Origin of the sequence: Variovorax sp. R-27 (assembly GCF_049913215.1) — a bacterium.
GTDB lineage: Bacteria > Pseudomonadota > Gammaproteobacteria > Burkholderiales > Burkholderiaceae_C > Variovorax.
Window position 1 is genome coordinate 3,168,297 of sequence record NZ_CP183984.1, and the last position, 24,683, is coordinate 3,192,979.

Genomic DNA, 24,683 nt, shown 5'->3' on the forward strand with positions numbered 1-24,683 from the left:
AGATTTTAGGCCTTTGCGGCGGCGGGCTGCACAAGCACGGCAGCAGCGGTCTTGTGGGAGGCCGTATCGACCAGCACCAGGGAGCCCAATGCACGCGATTGCGTGAAGGGAAGCACGGCCAGCGGCTGCTGCAATGCCAGCACCACGTCGCCGATGGCATTGGCTTCCAGCTGCGTTGCCGGCTCCGATTCGAGCGTCGTGATGTTCACGCGATCGACGATGCGCGCCACCTTGGCCTTGACCCAGCGGTGACCCTGCAGCGCCCAGTACACGCGGCCCGCGACCAGCGGCTCGTCGTCGAGCCAGGCCACGGTGGCGGTGATCTCGCGCACCGGCTCGAAGGCGCCGGGCGCCAGCAGCCAGTCGCCGCGCGACACATCGACCTCGCGGTCGAGCACGATGCCGGCGCTGTGGCCTGCATGCACCGCCTTCGGCTGGCGCGTGTGGCTCAGCACCTGCGCGACCGTGGCGGTCTGATTGCTCGGCAGCACGGTCACGCGCTGGCCGGGTTCCACGTGGCCCGAGGCGACGCGGCCCCAGAACACGCGGCGGCCCTGCGAGGTGTCGGCGGAAGAAGAGAACTTCTCGACCCACTGCACCGGAAAGGCGAAGGGCACGTCCTCGTCCTGCGCCGTGACGGGCAGCTCCTCGAGCAGCTCGAGCAGGCTCGGGCCTTCGTAGCCGACCCAGTCGGCATGGCGCGTGGCCACGTTCCAGCCCTTGAGCGCCGAGATCGGCACGATGCCCGCCACCTGCACGCCAGCCGCTTCGGCAAAGGCGTTCAGCGCGGTCGAGATGCGTTCGAAGGCGAGGCCGGCGTCGTCGATGGCGTCGAGCTTGTTCACCGCGAACACGATCGACTGCACGCGCAGCAGATGGCACAGCAGCGTGTGGCGGCGCGTCTGCGGGAGCAGTTCGCGCTTGACCACGGTGCCGTCTTCCACTTCGGCGGCCCAGGCCAGCTTGGTTGCGTCGACCAGCACCACGGCGGCGTCGGCGGCCGAGGCGGCCGTGACCATGTTGCGCGTGTACTGCTCGTGGCCCGGTGCGTCGCCGATGATGAACTTGCGCTTGGCGGTCGAGAAGTAGCGGTAGGCCACGTCGATCGTGATGCCTTGCTCGCGCTCGGCCGAGAGGCCGTCGGTCAGCAGGGCGAGGTCGGTTTCGCCGCCGCGCTGCACGCCGGCCAGCTGGTCTTGCAGCACGGTCTTGCTGTCGACCAGCAGGCGGCCGATGAGCGTGCTCTTGCCGTCGTCGACCGAGCCGCAGGTGATGAAGCGCAGCGCGGTGCCGGTGTCGCCGTGGACGTCGGTGTTCACAGGGGTAGCAGTCGTCGTCGCGCTCATCAGAAGTAACCGTCTTTCTTGCGTTTTTCCATGGATGCTTCGGACGTCATGTCGTCCATGCGGGTCGCGCCGCGCTCGCTGACGTCGACCGACAGCGTCTCCAGCACCACGTCGCCCGCGTCGGCCGCGAGGCTCTCGACCGGGCAGGTGGTCGTGATGTCGCCCACGGTGCGAAAGCGCACGTCGCGCACCTGTACCGTTTCGCCGTCGCGCGGCGGGGTGAGCTCGGTCACCGGCACCAGCAGGCCGCGGCGCTCCACCACTTCACGCTTGTGCGTGTAGTAGATCGACGGCAGGCCGACATGCTCGCGCTCGATGTATTGCCACACGTCGAGTTCGGTCCAGTTCGAGATCGGGAACACGCGGAAGTGCTCGCCCGGCGCAAGGCGGGTGTTGAACAGCGTCCACAGCTCGGGGCGCTGGTCCTTGGGCTGCCATTGGCCGAAGCTGTCGCGGTGCGAAAAGATGCGTTCCTTGGCGCGGGCCTTTTCCTCGTCGCGGCGGGCGCCGCCGATCAGTGCGTCGAAGCGGAATTCTTCGATCGCTTCGAGCAGCGTCACCGACTGGTGCGCATTGCGCGACTCGCCCGGATGGGCCAGGCGCACGGTGCCGCGCTTCATCGAATCTTCGACGCTGCGCACGATCAGCTCGGCGCCCAGTTCCTTTGCGCGCTGGTCACGATAGGCCGTCACTTCAGGGAAGTTGTGGCCGGTGTCGATCATCAGCAGCGGGTAGGGAATGCGGCCCACGCCGAAGGCCTTTTCCGCGCACTTCAGCAGCACCAGCGAATCCTTGCCGCCCGAGAACAGCAGGGTGGGGCGCTCGAAGGCGGCCGCGACCTCGCGCAGGATGAAGATGGTTTCTTCTTCCAGCGCATCGAGGTGCGTGTTGGAGAGGTGCGCTGGCGACAGCAGCAGTTCGGTTTCGGTACGGGCGTTCATCGGATGGGGTGCTGGATGCAGAGGATCGGTGAGCCGTTGGCTCTCAGTGCGCGAGATGCAATCCGCACTCGCGGTTGTCTTCGCCCTTGGTCGGGTCCACGTAGTCGAAGTTGTTCGGCAGGCCGTGCGCCTCGCAGTACTCGTACAACTCCTTGGACGACCAGTGCAGCAGCGGCGCGACCTTGATCAGGCCGTCCGGATTGACGCTGACCGGGTCCATCTGCGCGCGCACGGCCGTGTCGGTGGCCCGAAGTGCGGTGAACCAGACCTTCGGTGCCGTCTCGCGCAGCGCGCGGGCAAAGGGCTCCAGCTTCACTTCTTCAGTGAAGGCGGCATGGCGCGGATCGTCGAGCGCCGGGGTCGGGCCCTCGACCGCTTCGCGATGCGCACGCGAGCGGCGCGGCAGGTAGATGTGCAGGTCCAGGCCTAGTTGCTTCGTCACCTCGTCGGCAAAGCGGTAGGTGGCCTCGGTGTTGTAGCCGTTGTCCATCCAGACCACGGGAACATCGCGCTTTGCGCGCGTGACCATGTGCAGGATCACGGCCTCGAAAGGCCGGAAGTTGGTGGTGATGATCGCGGGCTGGCCCAGGCCGATCGCCCAGTCCACCAGGCCCTCGGCGTTGCGGCCGAGTTCGGTGTTGATGCGTGCGAAGTCGATGTCCGTGGCGATGCTCATGTCGAAGGTTCCCATTCGCTCTCAGTTGCCGGCCGCGAAGTGCGGCGCGGTCTGCACCGCGTCGCCCTGGTAGAAGGCGGCGAAGCGGTCGAACTGGCGCTGCGCGTCGGAGGCGTCAACGCCTTCCTTGAGCACGGCGCTGGAGAAGCCGGTGCGTTCCATCTGCACCAGCTGGTCGATCAGCACGTCGCCCGTGGCGCGGATGTCGCCCTGGAAGCCCAGGCGGCGGCGCAGCAGGAAGGCCTGGCTGTAGGCGCGGCCGTCGGTGAACTTCGGAAAGTTCAGGTCGATGCGCTCGATGTCGGCCAGGCACACCTCGATGGCGAGCGGGTCGGCGTCGTTGGCCAGTTGCAGAACCTTCGGATCGCCGTCGTCGATGTGTTCTTCTGCCGAGAGGATGTTGAGTTTCTTGTTCATGCTGCTTCCTCCACCTTGAAACGTGCACCGTTGGCAGCGGCCTTGAACGGGTCCGGGCCTACGCGGCGCAGCGTGTCGATGAAGTTCTCGCCGCTTTCGCGGGTGTCGCGGTAGGTGGTGAGCACGGCCTCGATCACGCCCGGCACTTCGGCCGCCGAGAACGAGGGGCCGACAGCCTTGCCGGCCTGCGGCGTGCCGCTGAGCTCGGAGCCGTCGGAGCCGCCGAGGGTGACCTGGTACCACTCCTTGCCGTCCTTGTCGACGCCCAGGATGCCGATGTGGCCGCTGTGGTGGTGGCCGCACGAGTTGATGCAGCCGCTGATGTGCAGGTCGATCTCGCCCAGGTCGTCGAGCTCGTCGAGGTCTTGATAACGCTCGGTGATGGCTTCGGCGATGGGAATGGAGCGCGCATTGGCCAGCGCGCAGAAGTCGCCGCCGGGGCAGGCGATCATGTCCGTCAGCAGGTGCACGTTGGCGCTGGCGAGGCCGGCGGCGCGGGCGGCGAGCCACAGCGCGTGCAGGTCTTCGGCATGCACCCAGGGCAGCACCACGTTCTGGTCGTGCGTCACGCGGGCTTCGCCGGCCGAGAAGCGGTCGGCCAGTTGCGCGAGCGTGTCGAGCTGGTCGGCCGATGCGTCGCCGGGCGCCTGCTTCAGGCGCTTGAACGACAGCGTGACGGCGCGCAGCGCAGGGTTCTTGTGCGGCGCCACGTTGCGGGCGAGCCAGCGGGCGAACTGCACGTCGTCGGCGGCGTGGGCGCGCAGCTCGGCGTCGGTCTTCTCGGCGCTTTGCAGCACGCGGGTGGCCAGCGTCGGCGGCACGAAGGAGGCGGCCACGCGGTCGTACTCTTCCTGCGTGATGGTGTGCGGCGCACCGTCGTGCTCGAGGATCTGCTTGTACTCGGCGTCGACGTCGTCGATGTAGCGCTGGCCTTCGGCCTTCACCAAGATTTTGATTCGCGCCTTGTAGATGTTGTCGCGGCGGCCATAGCGGTTGTAGACCCGGATCACCGCTTCGAGGTAATTCATGATCTGCTGCCACGGCAGGAACTCGCGCAGCACGGTGCCGATGATGGGGGTGCGGCCCATGCCGCCGCCCACCTGCACGCGAAAGCCGATTTCGCCCGCTTCGTTCTGCACCACGTGCAGGCCCACGTCGTGCCAGCCGGTGGCGGCACGGTCTTCAGTGGCGCCGGTAATGGCGATCTTGAACTTGCGCGGCAAGAACGCGAACTCGGGGTGCAGCGTGCTCCACTGGCGCATGATTTCCGCGAACGGGCGCGGATCGGCGATTTCGTCGACGGCAATGCCGGCGCGCTCATCGCTCGTGATGTTGCGGATGCAATTGCCGCTGGTCTGAATGCCGTGCATGTCGACCGAAGCCAGCAGGTCCATCACGTCGGCCGACTTGGCGAGCGGAATCCAGTTGTACTGGACGTTCTGGCGCGTCGAGAAGTGGGCGTAGTGGGTCGGGAGCTTGTGGCTGCCAAGCAGGCCCTGCGTCTCGATGGCCTTCTTGTAGACCTCGGCTTCGGGCTCGTCGTATTCGCGGGCGATGCGGGCCAGCACGCGGATCTGGCGGCTCGAGAGTTCGCCGTAAGGCACGGCCACGCGCAGCATCGGCGCGTAGCGCTGCACGTACCAGCCGTTTTGCAGCCGCAGGGGGCGGAACTCGTCTTCGGCGAGCTTGCCCTTTTGCCAGCGCTCCAGCTGGTCGCGGAATTGGGCAGCCCGCTGGTGGACGAACTGGCGATCGAATTCTGTGTATTGGTACATCGTGCGTGCGTATGTCTTGAAGTGCGGTGCGTCCAGCGCCCCAGCAAGAAGCCGAGATTCTGAAAGCCGGCCTTATGGAAACAAACTATTTTTTGGTTCGCGCTTTATGCGGATAAGCTTATTCGCCAGCATCCATGCGGGTTGCGGGACGGTTTGATGCTTATTCCGGATAAGGCGAGATGGCCGGAAAAGAGTTGCCGGACCCGGGAATTCTAGGAACCGGACAAGGCCCGGATGGGCGAGCGGGTTCCTGGCCGCGCGGCCATCCGCTTCGCCATGCAGGCCTGAAGAGGGGGCTGGCGCCTCAGCGCAGCATCGAAGACATTGCCGAGCAGCAGTTCAGCATGCGCACCGCCGCTTCCACCGTATCGGCGGTGAAGCGCAGCGTGACGCCGTCGACGCGCTCGAAGGCCGGCCACTGGCAGAACAGGTCGGCCAGCGCGGTTGACTGGGTGCGCAGCGTCACGGTCTGCGGCCCCTTGAAAACGAGCGGTTTCGCGTTCGAACGCGCGGCCAGCGCTTCTTCCACTCCCGCACGAATCGCCCGGCGCGACTGCTCGGGCGACAGCGAAATGCCGCTGGTGCAGCCCGTCGCCTTCTTGGTCTCGACGAATGTCGCGTGCGGAAAGAGCGGGCGGTTCTCGGCGATGAACACGTCGTCGCCGCTGCCCATCACCACCGGCGCGCCGTATTCGCCGGCCAGCGCTCCATAGAGCCCGGCCTCGCCCAGTTCCTGCCCGCCGAGCGAGATGCCGGCAAACGCAAAGCTGTTGATCGTGTGCGCCAGGATGCCGCGCCCCTGCGCGCGCGAGTGGTAGCCGACCATGCAAACGGCGTCCACGCCTTCTTCCACGCCCGCCACCATGCTCAGGTAGCGCGGCTTGCCCTGCACGACGCGGGCGCGCGCATCGAGCACATCGGGCGGCATGTTGCGAAAGCCGCCGTGAGAGTCGTTCACCAGCACTTCGGTGGCGCCTGCGTCGAAGGCGCCGGCAATCGCTGCGTTGGCTTCCTGCGTCATCAGCAGGCGCGCGCGCTCGAACTCGGGGTTGCCCGGGCGCACCTGCTCGGAGTGATAGACGCCGGCGACGCCTTCGATGTCTGTGGAGATCAGGACTTTCATGGAGCGGCTCGCAGTCAGGCGTGGGTAGAAAGAAGGGCGGAGGCGGGCAGCACGTCGCCCAGTGCGGCGCGGTGGTTGCCGTCGCGCCCGGTGACGGGCGTTGCGCGCCACAGGGCATGGATGATCGCCTGCTCGGTGCTGTCTGCCGCGGCCTGGAACAGGCCGTCGAGCAGCCCGTCGTGCAGCATCGCCACGGCCGGCATCGGCCGCTCGACGCGGTCGGGCACGGTGTAGGCGGTGGAAAAGGCCAGCACGATGTCGCCGCTGCCATGCCCGAAGACCGAGCCCGTGCGGGCCAGCCCGGCACCCGCGCGCAGCGCCAGGCGGCGCAACTGGCGCGCATCGAGCGGCGCGTCGGTGGCGACGATGATGATGATCGAACCCTTCTCGGCCTCGTCCACCGCCGGCAGGCTGCGCGCGGCCTGAAGCTTCGCCAGCCGGTCGCCCACCGAATGCCCGGCCAGCACCAGTTGCGGCTGGCGTCCATAGTTCGCCAGCACTAGCGCGCCTACGGTATGGCAGCCGCCTTCGCGCGCCGACACCCGCCGTGATGCGCTACCGATGCCACCTTTGAGTTGGAAGCTCGACATGCCGCGCCCCGCGCCGACCGAGCCCTGCGCAAAGTCGACGCCGGCATCAGCCAGCGCCTGCAGGTAGTCGGCCTCGGTCACGGCCATGCGCTGGATGTCGTTCAGAAAGCCGTCGTTGCACTCGAACACCAGCGGGTTGACCGTGGGCAGCGTGCGTCCGCTCTCGGGGTTGTCGGCCACGCAGTGGCGGATCTGCGCCGTGGCCACGGTGCCGACCGAAAACGTGTTGGTCAGCGCAATCGGCGTTTCGAGCACGCCGAGCTCAGCCACCTGCACCAGGCCCACGCTCTTGCCGAAGCCGTTGAGCACCACGGCAGCCGCGGGCACCTTGTCGCGAAACGGGTCGCCGGCGTGAGGGCGAATCACCGTCACGCCCGTCTGCACGGGGCCATCGCTGAGCGTCTGGTGGCCCACGGTGACGCCCGCGACGTCGGTGATGGCGTTGCGTTCGCCCTGGAGCAGGTTGCCGATGAAAGGGAGAGGGGCTTGCTGCTTGCTGGAAGACATGAAGAAGAACGGAAATTACTGGCGGTCGATCTTCGGATCGAGCGCGTCGCGCAGTGCATCGCCCAGCAGGTTGAAGGCGAGCACGGTGAAGAAGATGGCCAGGCTGGGGAACAGCGCCACGTGCGGCGAGGTCACCATGTCGGCGCGGGCTTCGCTGAGCATCGCGCCCCATTCGGGCGTCGGCGGCTGCGCGCCCATGCCCAGGAACGACAGGCTGGCGGCAGTGATGATCGAGGTGCCCACGCGCATCGAGAAATACACCACGATCGACGAAATGGTGCCCGGCAGGATGTGCCGCACGATGATGGTCCAGTCTGAAGCGCCGATGCTGCGCTCGGCCTCGATGTAGGTCTGCTGCTTCAGCACCAGCGTGTTGCCGCGCACGAGCCGCGCGAACGCCGGCACGCTGAACACCGACACGGCCACCACCACGTTGGTCATGCTGCTGCCCAGGATGGCCACCACGCCCAGCGCCAGCAGGATGCCGGGAAAGGCGAACAGCACGTCGGAGACGCGCATCACGATGCGGTCCCACCAGCCTTCGTAGTAGCCCGCCAGCAGGCCGAAGGCCGTGCCCACGAAGCCGCCCACCAGCACCGAGAGAAAGCCCGCCATCAGCGAGATGCGCGCACCCATCAGGATGCGGCTGAAGATGTCGCGGCCCAGCGGATCGACGCCGAACCAGTGCGTGGCCGAAGGCCCCGTGTTCAGCATGTCGTAGTCGAAGAAGTTCTCCGCGTCGAAGGGCACGATCCACGGCGCGAACACCGCGACGAACACCAGCAGCAGCACGAAGAGCGCGGCGACGATGCCCACCGGCTGCTTCTTGAAGCGGCGCCAGCATTCGCCCCAGGGCGTGCGGACCTTGCCCGCGATCTGGACGGCCGCGACGGGTGTCGTTGGAATGAGGGTTTCGGCAGGCACGCCGGAAGCTTGCGTCATGGCTGCTTGCTCACTTGTAGCGAATGGTCGGGTTGATGTAGCCGTACAGCACATCCACCACCAGGTTGATCAGAATGAATTCGAGCGAGAACAGCAGCACCAGCGTCTGGATGACGGGGTAGTCGCGCATCTGCACGGCATCGACCAGCAGGCGGCCGAGGCCGGGCCAGTTGAACACCGCCTCCACGAGGATGGAGCCGCCCAGCAGGAAGCCGAACTGCAGGCCCATCATGGTGACCACCGGAATCAGCGCGTTGCGCAGCGTGTGCTTGAACACCACGCTGGATTCGCGCACGCCCTTGGCGCGCGCGGTGCGCACGAAGTCTTCCTGGATCACCTCGACGAACGAGGCCCGCGTGAAGCGCGCCATCACGGCCGCCACGGCCGCGCCCAGCGTGATCGAGGGCAGGATGTAGTGTTTCCAGCTGCTGGCCCCCACCGTGGGCAGCCAGCCGAGCTGGACCGAGAAGATCTGCATCAGCAGCATGCCGAGTGCAAATGCGGGAAAAGAGATGCCCGACACGGCGAGCGTCATGCCCAGCCGGTCGGGCCATTTGTTGCGGTACACCGCCGAGACGATGCCGATGCCCATGCCGAAGATCACCGCCCACACCATGCTGGTGATGGTCAGCATCACCGTCGGGAAGAAGCGCTCGCCGATCTCCATCGACACCGGCCGCCGCGTGCGAATGGAAGTGCCGAAGTCGCCTTGCAGCATGTGGGTGAAGAAGCTCACGAACTGCTGCGGCAGCGGCTTGTCGAGCCCGAGCTCCGCGCGCACCATGGCCACGGTCTGCTCGTCGGCCTCCTGGCCGGCGGCAAGGCGCGCCGGGTCGCCGGGCAGCATGTGGACGAACAGGAACACCAGCACCGCCACGATGAGCAGCGTGGGGATCAGGCCCAACAGTCGTTTGAGAAAGTAATTCAGCATGGGGTGCAGGCGGTCAACCCCTCACCCTGACGGGTGAGGGGCGAGGCTTAGTTCGCTACGGAGATTGCGTCGATGTTGATGTTGCCGTCAGGCATCACGAACACGCCGGAGAGGCGCTTGGCATGCGCCGACAGGTTCTGCTCCGTGACCATCGGGACGCGCGGCAGGTCCTTGCGGATCTCGTCCTGTGCGGTCTTGTAGAGGGCGGTACGTTCCTTTTCGTCGACCGTCACCAGCGCCTTGGCCAGCGCGTTGTCGACCACCTCGCTCTTGTAGAACGACATGTTGTTCAGCTTGGGCGCCCACGCTTCCGAGGCGAACAGCGGGCGCAGGCCCCAGTCGGCTTCACCGGTCGACGAAGACCAGCCCGTGTAGTACATGCGAACCTTCGCCGTCTTCGGATCGGGCCATGCATCCACCTGTTCGGTGCGCTGGCCAACTTCGAGCGCCTGCACCTGCAGCTTGATGCCGATCTGCGCGAGCTGCTGCTGCACGAACTGGATCGTCTTCTGGCTGGTCGTGTTGTTGTAGGCGCTCCACAGCACCGACTCGAAGCCGTCGGGGTAGCCGGCTTCCTTCATCAGCTCCTTGGCCTTCTTCAGGTCGTAGGGAATGGGAGCCATCTTCTCGGCGTATTTCACGCCCTGCGGCACGATGCCCTGCGCGGGGAAGGCATAACCGCCGAACGCGACCTTGGCCAGCGCTTCCTTGTTGATGGCGTAGCCGATGGCTTCGCGCACCTTCGGGTTGTCGTAGGGTTTCTGCAGCATGTTGAATGCCAGGAAGCGCGTGATGATCGACGGCGTGGCCACCACTTCTAGCTTGTCGCTCTTTTTCAGCAGGTCGGCCTGCTCATAGGGAATGGGATACGCGAAGTCGGCTTCGCCGGTCTGCAGCATCGCGGCGCGCGTGTTGTTCTCGAGCACCGGCTTCCACGAGACCGTGTCGATCTTCGGGTAGCCCTTCTTCCAGTAGCCGTCGAACTTCTTGGCCTTGACGGCTTCGGTCTGCTTCCACTCGACGAATTCGAAGGGGCCCGTGCCCACGGGGTGGAAGGCGATGTCCTTGTTGCCCCACTTCTTCAGCGCGGTGGGCGAAATCATTGCGGCCGAGGCGTGGGCCAGCGAGTTGATGAAGGGGCCGAAGGGCTCCTTCAGCGTGATGCGCACGGTCGTCGGGTTCAGCGCCTCGACCTTGCCGACGCGGTTGAACTGGTTGTAGCGCAGCAGCTTGTTGTCCTGGTTCAGCACGCGGTCGAGCGTGAACTTCACGGCCTCGGCGTTGAAGTCGGTGCCGTCGTGGAACTTCACGCCGGTGCGCAGCTTGATGGTGTAGACCAGGCCGTCCTTCGACACGTCGTAGCTCTCGGCGAGCACGTTCTGCACCTTCAGGTCCTTGTCGAACTGGAACAGGCCTTCATAGAAGGTCTTGGTCACTGCCGTGGTGATGGTGGTGTTGGTGTTGTACGGGTCCAGCGTTTCCGGCTGGTAGCCGATCGAGAGCACCACGTCTTTCGCGGCCAGTGCCGTGCCCGAAGCGGCCAGCGCGGCCAGGCCCAGCAGTGCGGATGCCCATCGCAGGGAGGAAGAAGATTGCGTCATGGAAGAACTCCAGTCGGTTCGTGGAAAAAAGCAGGAGGGCCTGCGGGTTGAAAAAAACGGTTGATCGATCGGAAAGGATCAGAAGGCGCCGCCGATGGCGTGCCGTGCAACGAAATGCCCGGGCGCGACCTGCACCAGCGGCGGCACATCGGGCTCGTCGCCCACCGCGCGGATGGGGCTGGGAATCTCGCCTTCGAGCAGCGCGCGCGGCTTGTGGCGGCGCGACGGGTCGGCCACCGGCACCGCTGCCATCAGCTTGCGGGTGTAGGCGTGCTGCGGTGCCTCGAATACCGCGCGGCGTGGGCCGATCTCTACGATCTGGCCCAGGTACATCACGGCCACGCGGTGGCTGATGCGCTCGACCACCGCCATGTCGTGCGAGATGAACAAGAAGGCCACGCCCAGCTCGCGTTGCAGGTCGAGCATCAGGTTGACGATCTGCGCCTGAATGGACACGTCGAGCGCCGACACCGATTCATCGGCCACCACAACCTTCGGGTTGAGCGCCAGTGCACGCGCAATGGCAATGCGCTGCCGCTGGCCGCCCGAGAACTCGTGCGGATAGCGCTGCGCCACCTCGGGCGGCAGGCCGACCTTCTGCAGCAGCCAGTCAACGCGCTGCTGCGCCTCGGCGCCTTTGGCGATGTTGTGGATGAGCAGCGGTTCCATGATCGAGAAGCCCACCGTCACGCGCGGATCGAGCGAGGCGAACGGATCCTGAAAAATGAACTGAATGTTCCGGCGCAGCGCCTGCAGCTCGCGCGTGGGCAGCTCGCGGATGTTCTTGCCGCCGAACTCGATGGCGCCGCTCTGGCTTTCGACCAGGCGCAGCAGCGAGCGGCCGGTAGTCGACTTGCCGCAGCCCGATTCGCCGACCAGCGCCAGCGTTTCGCCGGGGTACAGGTCGAAGCTGATTTTTTCCACCGCATGCACGCGGCGCTTCACGCGACCGAAGAGGCCGCTGCGCACGTCGAAGCGCGTGACGAGGTCGCGCACGCGAAGAATGGGGCCGGTGTCCTGGCGCACGGTGTCCTGCTGCGTGGGCGTTTCGACGGGCTGGGCGTCGGCACTGGCCTCGGTGCGCAGCAATTCGAACTTAGCCGGCAGGTCGGTGCCCTGCATGGCGCCCAGCTTGGGCACGGCCGATAGCAGTGCGCGGGTGTAGGGGTGCTGCGGCGCCGCGAACACGGTGTCGGAGCTGCCTGCTTCCACCTTGTCGCCGCGGTACATCACGAGCACGCGGTCGGCAATCTCGGCGACCACGCCCATGTCGTGCGTGATGAAGAGCACGCCCATGTGCATCTCTTTCTGCAGCTCGCGGATGAGCTGGAGGATCTGCGCCTGGATGGTCACGTCGAGCGCGGTGGTCGGCTCGTCGGCAATCAGCAGCTGAGGCTTGCACGACAGCGCCATAGCGATCATCACCCGCTGGCGCATGCCGCCCGAGAGTTGATGCGGAAAGCGGTCGAGCACGTTGCGCGCTTCAGGAATGCGCACCAGCTCCAGCATGCGCAGCGCTTCGGCGCGCGCGGCCGAGTCGCTCTTGCCCTGGTGGATGCGGATGGCCTCGGAGATCTGCTCGCCGGCAGTGAACACCGGGTTCAGCGATGTCATCGGCTCCTGGAAGATCATCGCGATGTCCGCGCCGCGGATGTTGCGCATTGCGCTGTCGCGGGCCTGTGCGAGGTCGAGCACTTCGCCGTTGCGGCGGCGGAACGCCATGCTCCCGCCGAGGATGCGGCCACCGCCGTGCTCCACGAGCCGCATCAGCGCGAGCGAAGTCACTGACTTGCCCGAACCCGATTCGCCCACCACCGCAAGCGTTTCGCCATGGTCGACGTGGAAGGACAGCTTCTTCACGGCATCGACCGTGCGCTCGGAAGTCGAGAAGCGAACGGTGAGGTCGTCGACGGCGAGAACGCGGCCGTCCGGCAGGGCGAGGGCAGGGGTGGACATGGGAGTGCGAAGAAAAATGGGGCGTGCGGCGATGCGTTGTCAGGCGAAGATGGCCGTATGGGGCGCTTCGTTGCCGCGCGCGTGGCCGCGGTACATGCCTTCGGTGTTGAAGGCGAGGCTCAGATTGCCGTGGCGGTCGACGGCGATCAGCCCACCGGTGCCGCCGATGGCCGGCAGCGACTGCTGCACCACCGCATGCGTGGCGGCTTCGAGCGTGGCGCCGCCGTAGGCCATGCGGGCGCACACGTCGTACGCAGCCGCCACGCGGATGAACATCTCACCGCTGCCGGTGCACGACACGGCGGCCGTGCGGTCGTCGGCATAGGTGCCGGCGCCGATCAGCGGCGAATCGCCGACGCGGCCGACGCGCTTGTTGGTCATGCCGCCGGTGGAGGTGGCGGCGGCCAGGTGGCCGTGCATGTCGAGCGCGACCGCGCCGACGGTGCCGAACTTCTTGTCTTCGTCGAGCGGCGGCGTTGCTGCCGCCATCGACGCGCCTTCGTGGTCGACCACCACGCGGCCGGTGTCGCGCACGCGGTAGAGCTGCTGGCGGCGCGCCTCGGTGGAGAAGAACGAGGGCTCGACCATCTCCAGCCCGCGTTCGCGTGCAAAGGACTCGGCGCCCGCGCCGGCCAACAGTACATGCGAGCCGTCTTCGAGCACGGCGCGCGCGGCGCGCACCGGGCGGCGGACGCGGCACACGCCGGCAATGGCGCCGGCGGCGAGCGTGGCGCCGTCCATCACTGCGGCGTCGAGCTCATGGGTTTCGTCGTGCGTGAACACTGCGCCATGGCCGGCGTTGAAGAGCGGGCAGTCTTCGAGCATCTCGACTGCGAGGCAGGCGGCGTCGAGCGCGGATGCGCCCTTGAGCAGCGCGGCCTGCGCGGCAGCCACGATGTTTTTCAGCGCGTCGTGGTAGGCCTGCGCCTGTTCGGCGCTGGTCGTGGCGGCGCTGATGGTGCCGGCGCCGCCGTGGATGGCGATCACGGGCACATGAGTCTGGGTCATCGGGAGGCTTTCTTCTTCTTGCTGCCGGCGCCGCTGGGGGCGGGGGCATCGGATGTATGGGGCAGAGCGGCAGCACCGTTGCCTGTGCCGTTGATGCGCGGCAGGCCGTTGGCACCGTGCAGCCATGGCCGCACCGCCTGCAGGATGCGGCCGGCCGACTGCACGGGGTCGGGCGCGCGCAGCGACACCGCGCTGGTCAGCGCCTCGATCAGCGCGAGCACGCTGGTCTCGCAGTTCGGGCGGTAGCTGGTTTCGGTCTGGCAATAGAGCGCCACGTCGGCCAGCGGTGCCAGCGGCGAGCTGGGGCGGTCGGTCAGCGCGATCACCGAGCAGCCCTGGCTGCGCGCGATCTGCGCGAGCGAAATGGTGTCCGTCAGGTAGCGCGGAAAGGTCAGGCCGATGAACACGTCCTGCGGACCCGCGTGCATCAGCGTGCGCGCGGCATGGGTGACACCGCTTACGCCCGAGAGCAGGCGCACGTCGTTGCAGCTGCCGTCCAGCCCGTGCTGCAGCAGGCCGGCGAGCCATGCGCTGGCGCCGAAGCCGCCGATGTAGATCGAACGCGCCTTGCCGATGCGCTCCACCGCGGCTTCGCAGGCGGCGTAGTCCAGCGTCTGGCGCGTGGCTTCGATGTTGCGGCGACTCTCGTCGAGCGCGGTGGCGAACACCTCGGACACGGTGCTCGGGCGCTCCAGGTTGCCTCGCATGCGTTCCACCGGCGCCACCAGCGGCTCGAAGCCGCGCACCAGTTCCGCACGGAAGGTGGCGTAGCCATCGAACTCCAGCGCGCGCGCAAAACGGTTGGCCGTGGCGACCGACACCCCCACCGCGGCGGCGAGCTCGTCGATGGGCAGCGTGGCGACCTGCAGCGGGTGCTCCAGCACGTAGTCGGCCACCTGCCGGTGCGAGCGCGACAGCCGCGGCAGCGCCTGCGCAATGCGCTGGGCCACGGTGGTGCCTGGGGTGTCGACGAGGATGCTCATGAAGGGTGCAACGTGCCCGAAAGCGTGCGTTTTTGAAAACCAGTTTACAAATATAAGTTAGATAAGAAAATTTTCTGTCATTTTTGATCGAGTTTGCAAGTAACGGGCCAGGGGCAGAGGGGCATTGAAGAGGCGATGCGCGACGCGTTTCGCTCGTGGAGGGGCTGCCCGAGCGGGTTGCGGACGGGCGTCTAGGGATTTCCCCTGATGTCGCGGATGCGCGCCGTACCTTCGGCGGCACTGACGGTCACTGGAGCGAGTGGCGCGGCAGTGAGATCGTGAAGACGCAACCGGTGCCGGGCACGTCCCGCACGGTCAATGTGCCGAAGTCCGCCTCGACGCTCTGGCGGGCGATGGAAAGCCCCAGGCCCAGGCCCGACCGGTCATGACTGTGCTGATTGAAGGGGGCGAACATCTTGGCGGCGATTCCCGGCGGCAGCCCTCCGCAGTGATCTTCGACTTCGATCAGGACGTGCTCGCCAAGCTCATAGGCCTTCAAGGCGATGTCGGTGTGCGGGTGTGTGAACTTGAATGCGTTCTGCAGCAGGTTCGCCAATGCAGCAAGCAGCAGCTCCCGGTTTCCCCGGATGGCCAGCAGGGAGTCGACGGGTGACACCTCGAAGGCGCAACCCGCGGCGCTGGCAACGAGCTGGGCCGCGGTTTCGGCGTCCTTGATGAGCAGGGCCACGGAAAATGTCTGCCGCAGTTCGGGCGCGCCGCTGCGAACTTCGGCGAGCGCCCCGCTGATCAATGTGGCCATCGAAGACAGGCTGCGCTTCAGCACGCTCCCGGTGGCGCCGCCCACTGTCATGTTGCCGAGTTCAAGAGCGTGAATCGCAAGGGTTGCCGTCCCGAGAGCATTGCGCAGCTCGTGAACCAGGAAGCCGAAACGCTCCGTCGCGTCCAGGCTCTGCTGACGGGCGATTTGCGTATCGCGCTGAAAGCTGAACTCGGTGACCGCGTCGGCAATGGCGTTGTCCAGGCACCGGTTCAAGGTCCGGAATTCCGACACTGCGAACGGGGCGTTGCGCTCGAAGGCCAGGTCCGTGATCGCCTGGCAGAGGTCGCCATAGTCGTGAACGACCTGGTCGACCGTGTACCCCAGCTTCAGCAGCTCACTGCCATGGGCCGTGGCGGCAACACCCATTTCCGACAAGGTAGGCGAGTCTCCGCTCGACGGTCCCGAGATCCTGATGCGCTCGGCAGGTTTGTCGTCTTCTTCGGCGGCAAAGGTTCTTATCAACTGCTCGAGGAACAACGGGATGCCGTTCGCCAGTTGATGTTCGGTGGCGGCTCGCCAGGGCCTCAGTGCAACCTTCGACTTGCACCGTGAAACCAGCTCTTCCCGGTTATTGGCGAGAAAGTTGCGCATGTTCCGGGACCTCGATGGCTTTCGCCTGGTTCATTCAATGAATGCCGCCTGCTTCTGCTTCCGCTTGGAAGGCGTACCGCCCATCGTTAGCCGCCCACGGACGAGTTGTCTGTGCGGCATCGCACATACGCGGAGTGCCGGCACGCGCACCCCTGTGTGCGCAAGCGCACAGACGCCGGGGCATCGGCCGCAAAATGATGGGCACTTTGGAATCTCCTCCCCACATGGCATCGTCCCCACCCCCGTCTTCTTCGCGCGCAGCCGTGGCGCGCAATAGCCTGCTGGAGGTGATGCCGCCGGAGGTGCTGACGGGCCTGATGCCGCTCCTTGAGCTGGTGCCGCTCAAGCTGGGGCAGGTGCTCTACGAATCGGGCGTGGTCCAGCAGTACGTGTATTTCCCGGTCGATTGCATCGTCTCGCTGCTGTACGTGCTGGAAAACGGGCAGTCGGCCGAGATCGCCGTTGTGGGGTTCGAGGGAATGGTGGGCGTGTCGCTGCTGATGGGCGGGGGCAGCACGCCCAACCGCGCCGTGGTGCAGAGCGCGGGGAATGCATTTCGCCTGAGCGCCGGGCACATCAAGCAGTTGACCGACAACGGCGGGCCGCTGCTGCATCTGCTGCTGCGCTACACCCAGTCGCTCATCACGCAGATGTCGCAGACGGCCGTCTGCAACCGGCACCACTCGCTGGAACAGCAGCTGTGTCGCTGGCTGCTGCTGAGCCTCGACAGGCTCCCGGGCAACGAGCTGGTGATGACGCAGGAGCTGATCGCCAACATGCTCGGCGTGCGGCGCGAAGGCGTGACCGAGGCTGCCGGCAAGCTGCAGCGCCTGAATCTCATCAAGTATTCGCGCGGGCACATCACGGTGCTGGACCGCCCGGGTCTGGAGAAGCAGGTGTGCGAGTGCTATGAGGTCGTGAAGCGTGAGACGGATCGCCTGCTGCCTCGCCAGCCCGCGACCTGAGCCGGCGGCGGCCGGGCCGCATTTGGTGCGCCTGCGCACAGACGCGAGAGGGCCCCTCGGCAACAATGCGCCCGGTTGCGCATTTCCGCGCTGATTGACTCTTCCCAACAGGCGGTTCCGTGACATCAGCCCCGACCCGCCCCGTTCTCAATCGCCTGCTCGAGGCGCTGCCGCTCGCAGACCGTGCGCACCTGCTCGAGCGCTGCGACAGCGTGCAGCTGGCCACGGCGCAGATCCTCTACGAGCCGGGCGATGTCATTCATCACATCCACTTCCCGACGAGCGCGTTCGTCTCGCTGGTGTCGACCGCGGACGGCCATGACGGCCTGCAGACGGGCATGGTGGGCAACGAGGGCGCCCTGGGCTACGAGCTGTCGCTGGACGTGCAGAGCGCGCCGCTGCGGGCGCTGGTGCAGGGCGCGGGCATGGCGTGGCGGCTGACCGCGCAATCGTTCGCGCAGGAGCTGGAGCAGAACTCGAAGCTCAAGCGCATCCTCAATCGCTACGTTTGCGTGCTCTTGATGGAGTTTGGCCGTTCGGGCCTGTGCAACCGCTTCCACCTGATCGAGGAGCGCCTGGCGCGCTGGCTCTTGACCACGCAGGACTGCGCGCATTCCACGCACCTTGCGCTTACGCATGAAGTGCTGGGCCGCATGCTGGGTGTGCGCCGGGTCGGCATCACCAACGCCGCGACGGCGCTGCACACGCGGCGGCTGATCGACTATCGGCGGGGGGTCATCACGATCACCGATCGCGAAGGTCTGGAGAACGCGGCGTGCGACTGCTACCGGGCCAACCGGCGCAGCTATGCGCATCTGATCGCATAGCTGCTGGCTGGTGTGTTGGTCAGTGCATCAGCGTGCGGCCGGAACCACGACAACGGTTCCGCTGCCGGTGCCAGTGCTGCCGGTGTTGCCTCTGGCGCCCGTTGCGCCGGTATTGCCCGTGTTGCCGGTATTTCCCTGATTGCCGGTTTCCCCTGTGGCGCCGGTGTTGCCAGTACTCCCGGTGTCGCCTGTGGCGCCAGTGTTCCCTGTGTTGCCGGTATTTCCCCTCGCGCCCGTGGCGCCTGTGTAGCCGGTGCTTCCGGTGTTGCCCGTGTTGCCTTGAGGACCCATCGGGCCGGTGCAGGCAGATGCACCAAGCAGGGCGAGCAACAGGATGGGCGGGAGTAGATATTTCTTCATGGTGGTTCCTTGTGGTGTTGGAGTGCGCGCAGCTCGAATAGAGGCTACGCCGGCCACAATGACTGCCAGCGCGTATTGCGTCTGTTCGGCACCGCGCATAGGTGCGAACCGCCCGGCAGCCCAGCCGTCAAAATCCCCGGCGCACAAGGGAGTCGCGATGAACGGACTGTTGTCGTTCGGTGCGCGCCTAGCCTGCATCCTTCTGCATGAACACGCTCAGCGGATCGTCGGGGTAGCTCCCAAACCGATCGCGCCGCGCGTAGCCCACCCGCGCATAGAACGACAACGCCTCGGGTTGGCTCACGCCGGTCTCCAGCCTGAAGACCGCGCAGCCGCGCGTCGCCGCTTCGCCTTCGAGAAAGCCGAGCACCTTCGCCGCGACGCCTTGCCCCCGGTTCTCCGGCCGCACGTACATGCGTTTTAGTTCGCCGAAGCCGGGCTCCATCACGATGGCGCCGCAGCCCACGGCCGTGCCTTCGCCGTCGCGGGCGACCGCGAACAGCACGTTCGGTGCAGACAGTGCCGCGATGTCGATGCCGTAGTGGCACTCGGGCGGATATAGAGGCTTCTGGTAGGCGTCGAGGTCGTCGATGAGCTGGACGACGTCGGGCTGGGTGGGGCTTTCGAGGGAGATTCGCATCGGGCGATGGTATCGAGCCGGCAGGGCTGTGCATCGAGGGGCCGGGCGAAGAAAACCCGCCGAAGCGGGTTGGGTGAGGGCAGTCAGCGGCTGACGCGCAGGGCTTTCAGCCGGCGCTCGGCTTCGCCGGGAGGAATCTTTCCCTCCGCCTCGAGCTTCCTGAGCCGTCGCTCATCTGCTCGATTCAGCGCATCTTTCAGCAGCGCCATCTTGCGGTTCCGGCAAGGGCTGCATTCGTAGAAGCTCGTCGGACTGCTCATGCGGTTCATCCTTGCGTCGTACTCGAGAGCAAGAGTTCGTCCGTTGGGCTCGATACCCATGATGAGGATTTTTCCGTTCTTGAACGTGACGTTGGCACCTCCTTCGCAGCCCGTGGTATCAGTTTTTTCAGGGTTGTAGGCACTACGCGAAATCCGGCGCATATGCCGCAGGGCAAAAAGAACGTCCTCTTCCGTCAAAACGACATCATCGCAATCGAGAAAATCCTTGTTCTCCCATACCGTTCTGCCCGAAGGTTCTGTGATCTCAACCTTCTGTACATGGCTGATGGGATACCGCCTGTCCGACGCTTGTGCCGGAAACATCGCAGCCGCAATCAAAAATGCCACTGGAATCAAGAGAGCGATGTTTCTTTTCATGGCGTTGGCACCTGCATTTTCCAATTTGCCCCCTTGGCCTCTGTCGGGTTCTTGCGGCTGACCAGAGGATGACGAAAAACTTCCTCGCTATCGATTCGGATCGACTCCCGAAGCACGCTGACAAGCCACGAGAGCGACTGATTCTGTGCTGCAGTTGGCTCGTCATAGATTCCACGCCTGCCGCGCAACTCATCAAGAGTCAGCTCTGCTTCCTTTCCGACAGCTCTAAATCCCGCAGGCAATCTGGCCCTTCCGACGATCTCGATCCCGATTGCCTCCATGTTCCCTGGATAACGTTCGCCCGGTGGTTTTCGCATTTCGATCTGGTGCATTCCCTCTACTCCCACCTTCGCAAAATCGCGTGGTTCGCATCTTGCCGTCGCCAGACACCTCGCCTTCAACGGCCCCACATGATTCGTCCTCTGATAGATCGCCGCCGTCTGGTAGATCGTCCCATCCTTGTCGATGAGAAAGTGCGCCCCGTTCGCCTTGGGATTCCTGTAGCTGTTCAATGAAGACGCCGAGGTATCGGCGTCCGTTTGATGCACCACGATGCCGGTGATGGCCCCGGCGCGTTTCCCTCGTTCGATCTGCGGACTGCGCGCATGTCGCACGCGCGCGTGGCTGATCATTCCGTGTTCGTCGATTTCGACAAGCATGGGTTTTCCTCCCTGAAGAATTTGTTGGTTATCGACTCTCTGCAGAAGCCAGGCCTTGCGCATCGGATGAGCGCGAGGCCGCGACCTCGCGGCGCATGCTAAAGGCTTAAAAGGTGAACTGGTTGATGACTTCGTCAACCACTTGTGGCCCGCTGCGCAAAGCCCATCCGCTCGCAAGGTTGAACGCGCCATCCAACAATGGCCGCGCGGCAGGCTGACCGGTCTGCCGGCCACCTTTCTTCATCCCGAATCCGCAAACACCAAGGAGTACCACTTTGGAATACCGTCATCTAGGCAAATCAGGCCTCAAGGTCCCCGTGTTGAGTTTTGGCACCGGCACCTTCGGCGGCAAGGGCGAGTTCTTCAGCGCGTGGGGCAGCACCGACGTGGCCGAGGCGCGCAAGCTCATCGACATCTGCCTCGAGGCAGGCGTCAACATGTTCGACAGCGCCGACATCTATTCGGCTGGTGCAGCCGAGTCGGTGCTCGGCGAGGCGATCAAGGGCCGCCCGCGCGACGGGCTGCTGATCTCGACCAAGGCCACCTTCCGCAGCGGCGAGGGGCCGAACGACGTGGGCTCGTCGCGCCATCACCTCGTGCAGGCCGTCAATGGCGCGCTCAAGCGACTGGGCACCGACTACATCGACCTGTTCCAGCTGCACGGCTTCGATGCGAGCACGCCGGTGGAAGAGACGCTTGGCACGCTCGACGATCTCGTGCGCGCGGGCAAGCTGCGCTACATCGGTGTGTCGAATTTCTCGGGTTGGCACCTGATGAAGTCGCTGGCCGTTTCAGAGCGCTACGGTTTGGCGCGCTACGTCGCCAATCAGGCCTACTACTCGCTGGTCGGCCGCGACTACGAATGGGAGCTGATGCCGCTGGCGCAAGACCAGGGCGTGGGCGCGGTGGTGTGGAGCCCGCTGGGCTGGGGCCGGCTCACGGGCAAGATCCGCCGTGGCCAGCCGCTGCCTGCCAACAGCCGCCTGCACGTCACTGCCGACATGGGCCCGCCGGTGCCCGACGAACTGCTGTACCGCGTGGTCGATGCGCTGGAAAAGGTTGGCGCCGAAGTCGGCAAGACGGTGCCGCAGGTCGCGCTGAACTGGCTGCTGCAGCGCCCGACAGTGTCGAGCGTGGTGGTCGGTGCGCGCGACGAGGCGCAGCTGCGGCAGAACCTCGGCGCGGTGGGCTGGAACCTCACGCCCGCGCAGGTTGCCGAGCTCGATGCGGCCAGCGCGATGACGCGGGCCTATCCCTACTGGCACCAGCAGGGCTTTCTCGAACGCAACCCCAATCCGGTCTAGGCCGGCGTCAGCCCGAGCACCCACCGCTTGAAGTGCTCCAGCGCCCCGGAGGCCGGCCGGCCTTCGGGGTACGCGAAGTAGTAGCCCTGGCGCACGTCGAGGTGGCGGTCCACCGGAATCACGAGTTCACCGGCGCGCAACTCGTGTTCGATCAGGATGCGCGGCGCCAGGCCCACGCCCATGCCTGCCGCAGTGGCCGCGACGACCATGGTGAACAGTTCATAGCGCGGCCCGCGCGATGCGTGCACCGTGTACTCCCAGCCCTGTTGCGCATACCAATCGCGCCACGCATGGGCGCGTGTGCTCAGGTGCACGTGGCGGCATTGCTCGAAGCCGGCTTCGTCCCATGGCCCGTGCGCATCGCGGAACGCGGGGCTGCAGATAGGCACCATCTCGCCCTCGGCAAAGATCAGCCCGCCGCGCGTGTTCGGCCAGAACTGGTCGCCGAAGTAGATGGCTGCGTCGTATGCGTTCTCCTGAAAAGAGAAGGGCTGCGAGCGCGCCGACAGGTTCACCGTGATGTTCGGATGCAGCAGGCTGAACTCCGGCAGCCGCGGTATCAGCCACTGCGTGGCAAAGGTAGGCACGACCGCCAGTTCCAGCACGAAGCCCATCTCGTGGCCGGCGCTGATCTCCAGCGTGTCGCGGCGGATCTGGTCGAGGTGGCGCCTGATGCGCGCCGCGTATTCGCGGCCCACGTCGGTCAGCGTGAGCCGGCGCCGCACGCGCGAGAACAGCGGCACGCCGAGCCGCTGTTCGAGCATGGCCACCTGCCGGCCGACGGCGCTTTGCGTCAGCGCCAGCTCGGTTGCCGCGCGGGTGAAGCTGCCCAGCCGCGCCGAGGCCTCGAAGGCCTGCAGCGCGCCAAGGTTGGGAATGTCTTTTCTCATCGATTGCCAGCGGTTGTCTCAGTCGTTCAGCCAAAGCACCGGTCGTGCCCGGGAGACGGTGTCCTTCCCGGCGTGCACAACGTTGTGCGTTTTTAGCGTTTGTTCGGCTTGCGCCCACGACTCTATTCTGCGTGCCGACCCCATGCCAACGATACGAGGAGACTTCCGATGATTGTTTTGCGCACCCGTTGCACTGCCCTGGGCATTGCACTGGTTTCCGTTCTGGGCCTGCCCGTCGCCGCGTTCGCGCAGGCCGAGCAGACCGTCACCATCGGCCACGCCGGCCCGCTCACCGGGGGCGCCGCCCACTGGGGCAAGGACAACGACAACGGCGCGCGGCTCGCGGTCGAAGACCTGAACAGGCAGGGCCTTGTCATCGGCGGCAAGAAGATCAAGTTCGTGCTGCAGTCCGAAGACGACCAGGCCGACCCCAAGCAGGCCATGGTGGTCGCCAACAAGCTGGCCGACATGGGCGTGAAGGGCATGCTGGGCCACTTCAACTCGGGCGCAGCCATTCCGGCCTCGGCCGTCTACAGCCGCGCGGGCCTGCCCGACGTGTCCACCGCCACCAACCCGACCTTCACGAAGCAGGGCTACAGCAACGTCTTCCGCATCCTGGCCAGCGACGACGACGTGGGCATGGCCATCGCCAACTACACGGTGAAAGACCTGAAGGCGAAGAACATCGCCGTAATCGACGACCGCACTGCCTACGGCCAGGGCGCCGCCGAGGTGTTCACGCGCGGCGTGAAGGCGCTGGGCGGCAACGTGGTGGCGCAGGAGTACGGCAGCGACAAGGCCACCGACTTCATGGCCATCCTCACCACCATCAAGAGCAAGCAGCCTGACGTGGTGTTCTACGGCGGCATGGACGCGCAGGGCGGGCTCATCGCACGGCAGATGAAGCAGCTCGGCATCACGGCCAAACTGCTCGGCACCGACGGACTGTGCACCGACGAGGTCGCCAAGATCAGCAGCGGCGCGGTCGACGGGCTGCTCTACTGCACGCGCGGCGGCAAGGAACTCGAAAAGACATCGAAGGGCGCCGATTTCGAGCAGCGCTACAAGGCCCGCTATGGCGTCGACGTGCTGACCTACGCGCCGTACCTCTACGACGCCATGATGGCGTTGGCCGCCGGCATGCGCGCGGCCAACTCGGTCGAGCCCGAGGCTTACCTGCCGGCAATGCGCAAGGTGAAGTTCGACGGCGTCACCGGCACCATCAGCTTCGATGCCAAGGGCAACCTGCAGAAGCCGGATTTCACCGTCTTCACCTACAAGGACGGCAAGCGCGTGCGCGTGGCCGGCTCCTGAGGCCGCATGCGGACACTGAACGCCGAGAAAACCGCCGCAGCCTTGCCCTGGGGCGCCTTGGTCGAGGCGCTGCTGCAGATGTTCGAGCGCGAACGTCTCGGTGAGGCGTATGCGTCGCCACGCACCTCGGTACCGCTCGCGGCCGGCGGTGTCATGCTGCTGATGCCGGCGGCCGACCTGCACTTTGCCGCGCTGAAGACGGTGACCGTGCACGCCGGCAATGCGGAACAGGGCCTGCCGGTGGTGCAGGGCGACGTGACGCTGATGGATGCCGCCACTGGCACGCGGCTGCTCGCGATGGATGGCAATGTGCTCACGGCGCGACGCACGGCGGCGTTGTCGCTGGCGGGCGCCATGAGGGCAGGGCGTGGCGGTGCCGAGCGCATGCTGCTGATTGGCGCGGGCGTGCAGGCTCGCGCGCACGCCGAGGCCTTTGCCGAGGTGTGGGGCGTGCGGCATCTGAAGATCCATGCGCGAACGCAGGCCCATGCGGAAGCACTGGCGCAGCACATGCGCTCGCGCGGCGTCGACGCCAGTGCAATCGCTGACCCGACCGCCGCCGCGGAAGAAGCCGACGTGATCGTCGCCGCGACCAACTCGCAAGACCCGGTGGTCCCGCTGCGTGTGAGGCCAGACGCTACTGTGATCGCCGTCGGCGCCTACCGCGCCGACATGGCCGAGGTGCCGCCCGAACTGGTGCGGCGCTGCGCCGTGTTTGTGGATACGCTGGAGGGGGCGCGCAGCGAGGCGGGCGACCTGATCCGGGCGGGCGTCGATTGGTCCGCCGTTCAGGCTTTCAGCAGCGCACAGCCGGTACAACAAGGTCGCCTGGTACTCGTCAAGACCGTAGGCCACGCGCTGTGGGACCTGGCGGCGGCGCGGCTGGCGTATGTGAATCAACAGCAGCAGTGATGACGA

General features: G+C 66.0%; 24 protein-coding genes. 5 read left to right on the forward strand and 19 right to left on the reverse strand.

All coding sequences use genetic code 11. From position 1 onward, the window contains the following. Positions 1-5: 5 nt before the first annotated feature. From ACN9MV_RS14720 to ACN9MV_RS14785, 14 genes are all read right to left on the reverse strand, one after another. The gene (locus tag ACN9MV_RS14720) at positions 6-1,346 is read right to left on the reverse strand and encodes a sulfate adenylyltransferase subunit 1 (RefSeq protein WP_426392886.1); all 1,341 of its coding nucleotides are present in this window, start codon (positions 1,344-1,346) and stop codon (positions 6-8) included. Further along, entirely contained in the window at positions 1,346-2,287 is a 942-nt protein-coding gene (cysD, locus tag ACN9MV_RS14725; RefSeq protein ID WP_093054501.1) for a sulfate adenylyltransferase subunit CysD, read from the reverse strand. The genes ACN9MV_RS14720 and cysD overlap by 1 nt, the downstream gene beginning before the upstream one ends. Positions 2,288-2,330: 43 nt before the next feature. Then, a complete protein-coding gene (locus tag ACN9MV_RS14730; protein ID WP_093174176.1) occupies positions 2,331-2,963 on the reverse strand; it encodes a phosphoadenosine phosphosulfate reductase family protein in 633 nt (210 codons plus the stop codon). Between the two features lie 21 nt (positions 2,964-2,984). Beyond that, positions 2,985-3,380 (reverse strand): DUF934 domain-containing protein, encoded by a 396-nt coding sequence (locus ACN9MV_RS14735; protein ID WP_093054503.1) that lies wholly within the window; start codon positions 3,378-3,380, stop codon positions 2,985-2,987. Beyond that, entirely contained in the window at positions 3,377-5,155 is a 1,779-nt protein-coding gene (locus ACN9MV_RS14740) for a nitrite/sulfite reductase (RefSeq protein ID WP_426392888.1), read from the reverse strand. The genes ACN9MV_RS14735 and ACN9MV_RS14740 overlap by 4 nt, the downstream gene beginning before the upstream one ends. A 304-nt stretch (positions 5,156-5,459) precedes the next feature. Further along, a complete protein-coding gene (locus ACN9MV_RS14745; protein ID WP_093174011.1) occupies positions 5,460-6,278 on the reverse strand; it encodes a M55 family metallopeptidase in 819 nt (272 codons plus the stop codon). A 14-nt stretch (positions 6,279-6,292) separates the two neighbouring features. Beyond that, positions 6,293-7,375, reverse strand: a complete 1,083-nt coding sequence (locus ACN9MV_RS14750) for a P1 family peptidase (RefSeq protein WP_354336042.1) — start codon at positions 7,373-7,375, stop codon at positions 6,293-6,295. Between the two features lie 15 nt (positions 7,376-7,390). Next, on the reverse strand, positions 7,391-8,317 hold the full coding sequence (gene gsiD / locus ACN9MV_RS14755; RefSeq protein WP_093054511.1) for a glutathione ABC transporter permease GsiD: 927 nt from the start codon (positions 8,315-8,317) through the stop codon (positions 7,391-7,393). Positions 8,318-8,327: 10 nt separating this feature from the next. Further along, positions 8,328-9,248, reverse strand: a complete 921-nt coding sequence (gene gsiC / locus ACN9MV_RS14760) for a glutathione ABC transporter permease GsiC (RefSeq protein ID WP_426392891.1) — start codon at positions 9,246-9,248, stop codon at positions 8,328-8,330. Positions 9,249-9,295: 47 nt separating this feature from the next. Continuing rightward, positions 9,296-10,849, reverse strand: coding sequence for a glutathione ABC transporter substrate-binding protein GsiB (gsiB, locus tag ACN9MV_RS14765; RefSeq protein ID WP_258355171.1), 1,554 nt, complete (start codon positions 10,847-10,849; stop codon positions 9,296-9,298). 78 nt (positions 10,850-10,927) lie between these two features. Continuing rightward, positions 10,928-12,805 (reverse strand): dipeptide ABC transporter ATP-binding protein, encoded by a 1,878-nt coding sequence (locus tag ACN9MV_RS14770; protein WP_426392893.1) that lies wholly within the window; start codon positions 12,803-12,805, stop codon positions 10,928-10,930. A gap of 39 nt (positions 12,806-12,844) precedes the next feature. Then, on the reverse strand, positions 12,845-13,813 hold the full coding sequence (locus tag ACN9MV_RS14775) for an isoaspartyl peptidase/L-asparaginase family protein (RefSeq protein ID WP_426392894.1): 969 nt from the start codon (positions 13,811-13,813) through the stop codon (positions 12,845-12,847). After that, positions 13,810-14,796, reverse strand: a complete 987-nt coding sequence (locus ACN9MV_RS14780) for a MurR/RpiR family transcriptional regulator (protein ID WP_426392895.1) — start codon at positions 14,794-14,796, stop codon at positions 13,810-13,812. The genes ACN9MV_RS14775 and ACN9MV_RS14780 overlap by 4 nt, the downstream gene beginning before the upstream one ends. 247 nt (positions 14,797-15,043) lie before the next feature. Continuing rightward, a complete protein-coding gene (locus ACN9MV_RS14785) occupies positions 15,044-16,168 on the reverse strand; it encodes a sensor histidine kinase (protein WP_426392897.1) in 1,125 nt (374 codons plus the stop codon). Between the two features lie 224 nt (positions 16,169-16,392). On the opposite strand from ACN9MV_RS14785, the gene ACN9MV_RS14790 reads away from it, so the two are divergent. Both ACN9MV_RS14790 and ACN9MV_RS14795 read left to right on the forward strand, forming a co-directional pair. Next, the gene (locus tag ACN9MV_RS14790) at positions 16,393-17,133 is read left to right on the forward strand and encodes a Crp/Fnr family transcriptional regulator (RefSeq protein ID WP_426392899.1); all 741 of its coding nucleotides are present in this window, start codon (positions 16,393-16,395) and stop codon (positions 17,131-17,133) included. Positions 17,134-17,252: 119 nt separating this feature from the next. Further along, entirely contained in the window at positions 17,253-17,960 is a 708-nt protein-coding gene (locus tag ACN9MV_RS14795) for a Crp/Fnr family transcriptional regulator (RefSeq protein ID WP_093074795.1), read from the forward strand. Positions 17,961-17,987: 27 nt separating this feature from the next. Here the strand turns inward: ACN9MV_RS14795 and ACN9MV_RS14800 are convergent, their stop codons facing one another. The 4 genes from ACN9MV_RS14800 to ACN9MV_RS14815 all read right to left on the reverse strand — a co-directional run bounded on the left by ACN9MV_RS14800 (position 17,988) and on the right by ACN9MV_RS14815 (position 20,257). Further along, a complete protein-coding gene (locus tag ACN9MV_RS14800; RefSeq protein ID WP_307614042.1) occupies positions 17,988-18,320 on the reverse strand; it encodes a collagen-like protein in 333 nt (110 codons plus the stop codon). Between the two features lie 187 nt (positions 18,321-18,507). Further along, entirely contained in the window at positions 18,508-18,960 is a 453-nt protein-coding gene (locus tag ACN9MV_RS14805; RefSeq protein ID WP_426392901.1) for a GNAT family N-acetyltransferase, read from the reverse strand. An 83-nt stretch (positions 18,961-19,043) separates the two neighbouring features. After that, complete coding sequence (locus ACN9MV_RS14810) at positions 19,044-19,598, reverse strand: hypothetical protein (protein WP_093054527.1); 555 nt, start codon at positions 19,596-19,598, stop codon at positions 19,044-19,046. Continuing rightward, complete coding sequence (locus ACN9MV_RS14815) at positions 19,595-20,257, reverse strand: peptidoglycan recognition protein family protein (protein ID WP_426392902.1); 663 nt, start codon at positions 20,255-20,257, stop codon at positions 19,595-19,597. Before ACN9MV_RS14815 ends, ACN9MV_RS14810 begins: the two co-directional genes overlap by 4 nt. A 275-nt stretch (positions 20,258-20,532) precedes the next feature. On the opposite strand from ACN9MV_RS14815, the gene ACN9MV_RS14820 reads away from it, so the two are divergent. Then, the gene (locus ACN9MV_RS14820; protein WP_426392904.1) at positions 20,533-21,561 is read left to right on the forward strand and encodes an aldo/keto reductase; all 1,029 of its coding nucleotides are present in this window, start codon (positions 20,533-20,535) and stop codon (positions 21,559-21,561) included. On the opposite strand, the gene ACN9MV_RS14825 is transcribed toward ACN9MV_RS14820, so the two are convergent. Further along, complete coding sequence (locus ACN9MV_RS14825) at positions 21,558-22,451, reverse strand: LysR substrate-binding domain-containing protein (protein WP_093054533.1); 894 nt, start codon at positions 22,449-22,451, stop codon at positions 21,558-21,560. The genes ACN9MV_RS14820 and ACN9MV_RS14825 overlap by 4 nt on opposite strands. 168 nt (positions 22,452-22,619) lie before the next feature. Here ACN9MV_RS14825 and ACN9MV_RS14830 point away from each other — a divergent pair, with 168 nt between their 5' ends. Both ACN9MV_RS14830 and ACN9MV_RS14835 read left to right on the forward strand, forming a co-directional pair. After that, positions 22,620-23,765, forward strand: coding sequence for a branched-chain amino acid ABC transporter substrate-binding protein (locus ACN9MV_RS14830; protein ID WP_093054535.1), 1,146 nt, complete (start codon positions 22,620-22,622; stop codon positions 23,763-23,765). Positions 23,766-23,771: 6 nt separating this feature from the next. Continuing rightward, complete coding sequence (locus ACN9MV_RS14835; RefSeq protein ID WP_426392906.1) at positions 23,772-24,677, forward strand: delta(1)-pyrroline-2-carboxylate reductase family protein; 906 nt, start codon at positions 23,772-23,774, stop codon at positions 24,675-24,677. Positions 24,678-24,683 lie beyond the last annotated feature (6 nt).

Excerpts from the sequence above, each read along its gene's own strand:
- ACN9MV_RS14720 (WP_426392886.1), bottom strand. The coding sequence starts at position 1,346 with ATGAGCGCGACGACGACTGCTACCCCTGTGAACACCGACGTCCACGGC.
- cysD (WP_093054501.1), bottom strand. The coding sequence starts at position 2,287 with ATGAACGCCCGTACCGAAACCGAACTGCTGCTGTCGCCAGCGCACCTC.
- ACN9MV_RS14730 (WP_093174176.1), bottom strand. The coding sequence starts at position 2,963 with ATGAGCATCGCCACGGACATCGACTTCGCACGCATCAACACCGAACTC.
- ACN9MV_RS14735 (WP_093054503.1), bottom strand. The coding sequence starts at position 3,380 with ATGAACAAGAAACTCAACATCCTCTCGGCAGAAGAACACATCGACGAC.
- ACN9MV_RS14740 (WP_426392888.1), bottom strand. The coding sequence starts at position 5,155 with ATGTACCAATACACAGAATTCGATCGCCAGTTCGTCCACCAGCGGGCT.
- ACN9MV_RS14745 (WP_093174011.1), bottom strand. The coding sequence starts at position 6,278 with ATGAAAGTCCTGATCTCCACAGACATCGAAGGCGTCGCCGGCGTCTAT.
- ACN9MV_RS14750 (WP_354336042.1), bottom strand. The coding sequence starts at position 7,375 with ATGTCTTCCAGCAAGCAGCAAGCCCCTCTCCCTTTCATCGGCAACCTG.
- gsiD (WP_093054511.1), bottom strand. The coding sequence starts at position 8,317 with ATGACGCAAGCTTCCGGCGTGCCTGCCGAAACCCTCATTCCAACGACA.
- gsiC (WP_426392891.1), bottom strand. The coding sequence starts at position 9,248 with ATGCTGAATTACTTTCTCAAACGACTGTTGGGCCTGATCCCCACGCTG.
- gsiB (WP_258355171.1), bottom strand. The coding sequence starts at position 10,849 with ATGACGCAATCTTCTTCCTCCCTGCGATGGGCATCCGCACTGCTGGGC.
- ACN9MV_RS14770 (WP_426392893.1), bottom strand. The coding sequence starts at position 12,805 with ATGTCCACCCCTGCCCTCGCCCTGCCGGACGGCCGCGTTCTCGCCGTC.
- ACN9MV_RS14775 (WP_426392894.1), bottom strand. The coding sequence starts at position 13,813 with ATGACCCAGACTCATGTGCCCGTGATCGCCATCCACGGCGGCGCCGGC.
- ACN9MV_RS14780 (WP_426392895.1), bottom strand. The coding sequence starts at position 14,796 with ATGAGCATCCTCGTCGACACCCCAGGCACCACCGTGGCCCAGCGCATT.
- ACN9MV_RS14785 (WP_426392897.1), bottom strand. The coding sequence starts at position 16,168 with ATGCGCAACTTTCTCGCCAATAACCGGGAAGAGCTGGTTTCACGGTGC.
- ACN9MV_RS14790 (WP_426392899.1), top strand. The coding sequence starts at position 16,393 with ATGGCATCGTCCCCACCCCCGTCTTCTTCGCGCGCAGCCGTGGCGCGC.
- ACN9MV_RS14800 (WP_307614042.1), bottom strand. The coding sequence starts at position 18,320 with ATGAAGAAATATCTACTCCCGCCCATCCTGTTGCTCGCCCTGCTTGGT.
- ACN9MV_RS14805 (WP_426392901.1), bottom strand. The coding sequence starts at position 18,960 with ATGCGAATCTCCCTCGAAAGCCCCACCCAGCCCGACGTCGTCCAGCTC.
- ACN9MV_RS14810 (WP_093054527.1), bottom strand. The coding sequence starts at position 19,598 with ATGAAAAGAAACATCGCTCTCTTGATTCCAGTGGCATTTTTGATTGCG.
- ACN9MV_RS14815 (WP_426392902.1), bottom strand. The coding sequence starts at position 20,257 with ATGCTTGTCGAAATCGACGAACACGGAATGATCAGCCACGCGCGCGTG.
- ACN9MV_RS14825 (WP_093054533.1), bottom strand. The coding sequence starts at position 22,451 with ATGAGAAAAGACATTCCCAACCTTGGCGCGCTGCAGGCCTTCGAGGCC.
- ACN9MV_RS14830 (WP_093054535.1), top strand. The coding sequence starts at position 22,620 with ATGATTGTTTTGCGCACCCGTTGCACTGCCCTGGGCATTGCACTGGTT.
- ACN9MV_RS14835 (WP_426392906.1), top strand. The coding sequence starts at position 23,772 with ATGCGGACACTGAACGCCGAGAAAACCGCCGCAGCCTTGCCCTGGGGC.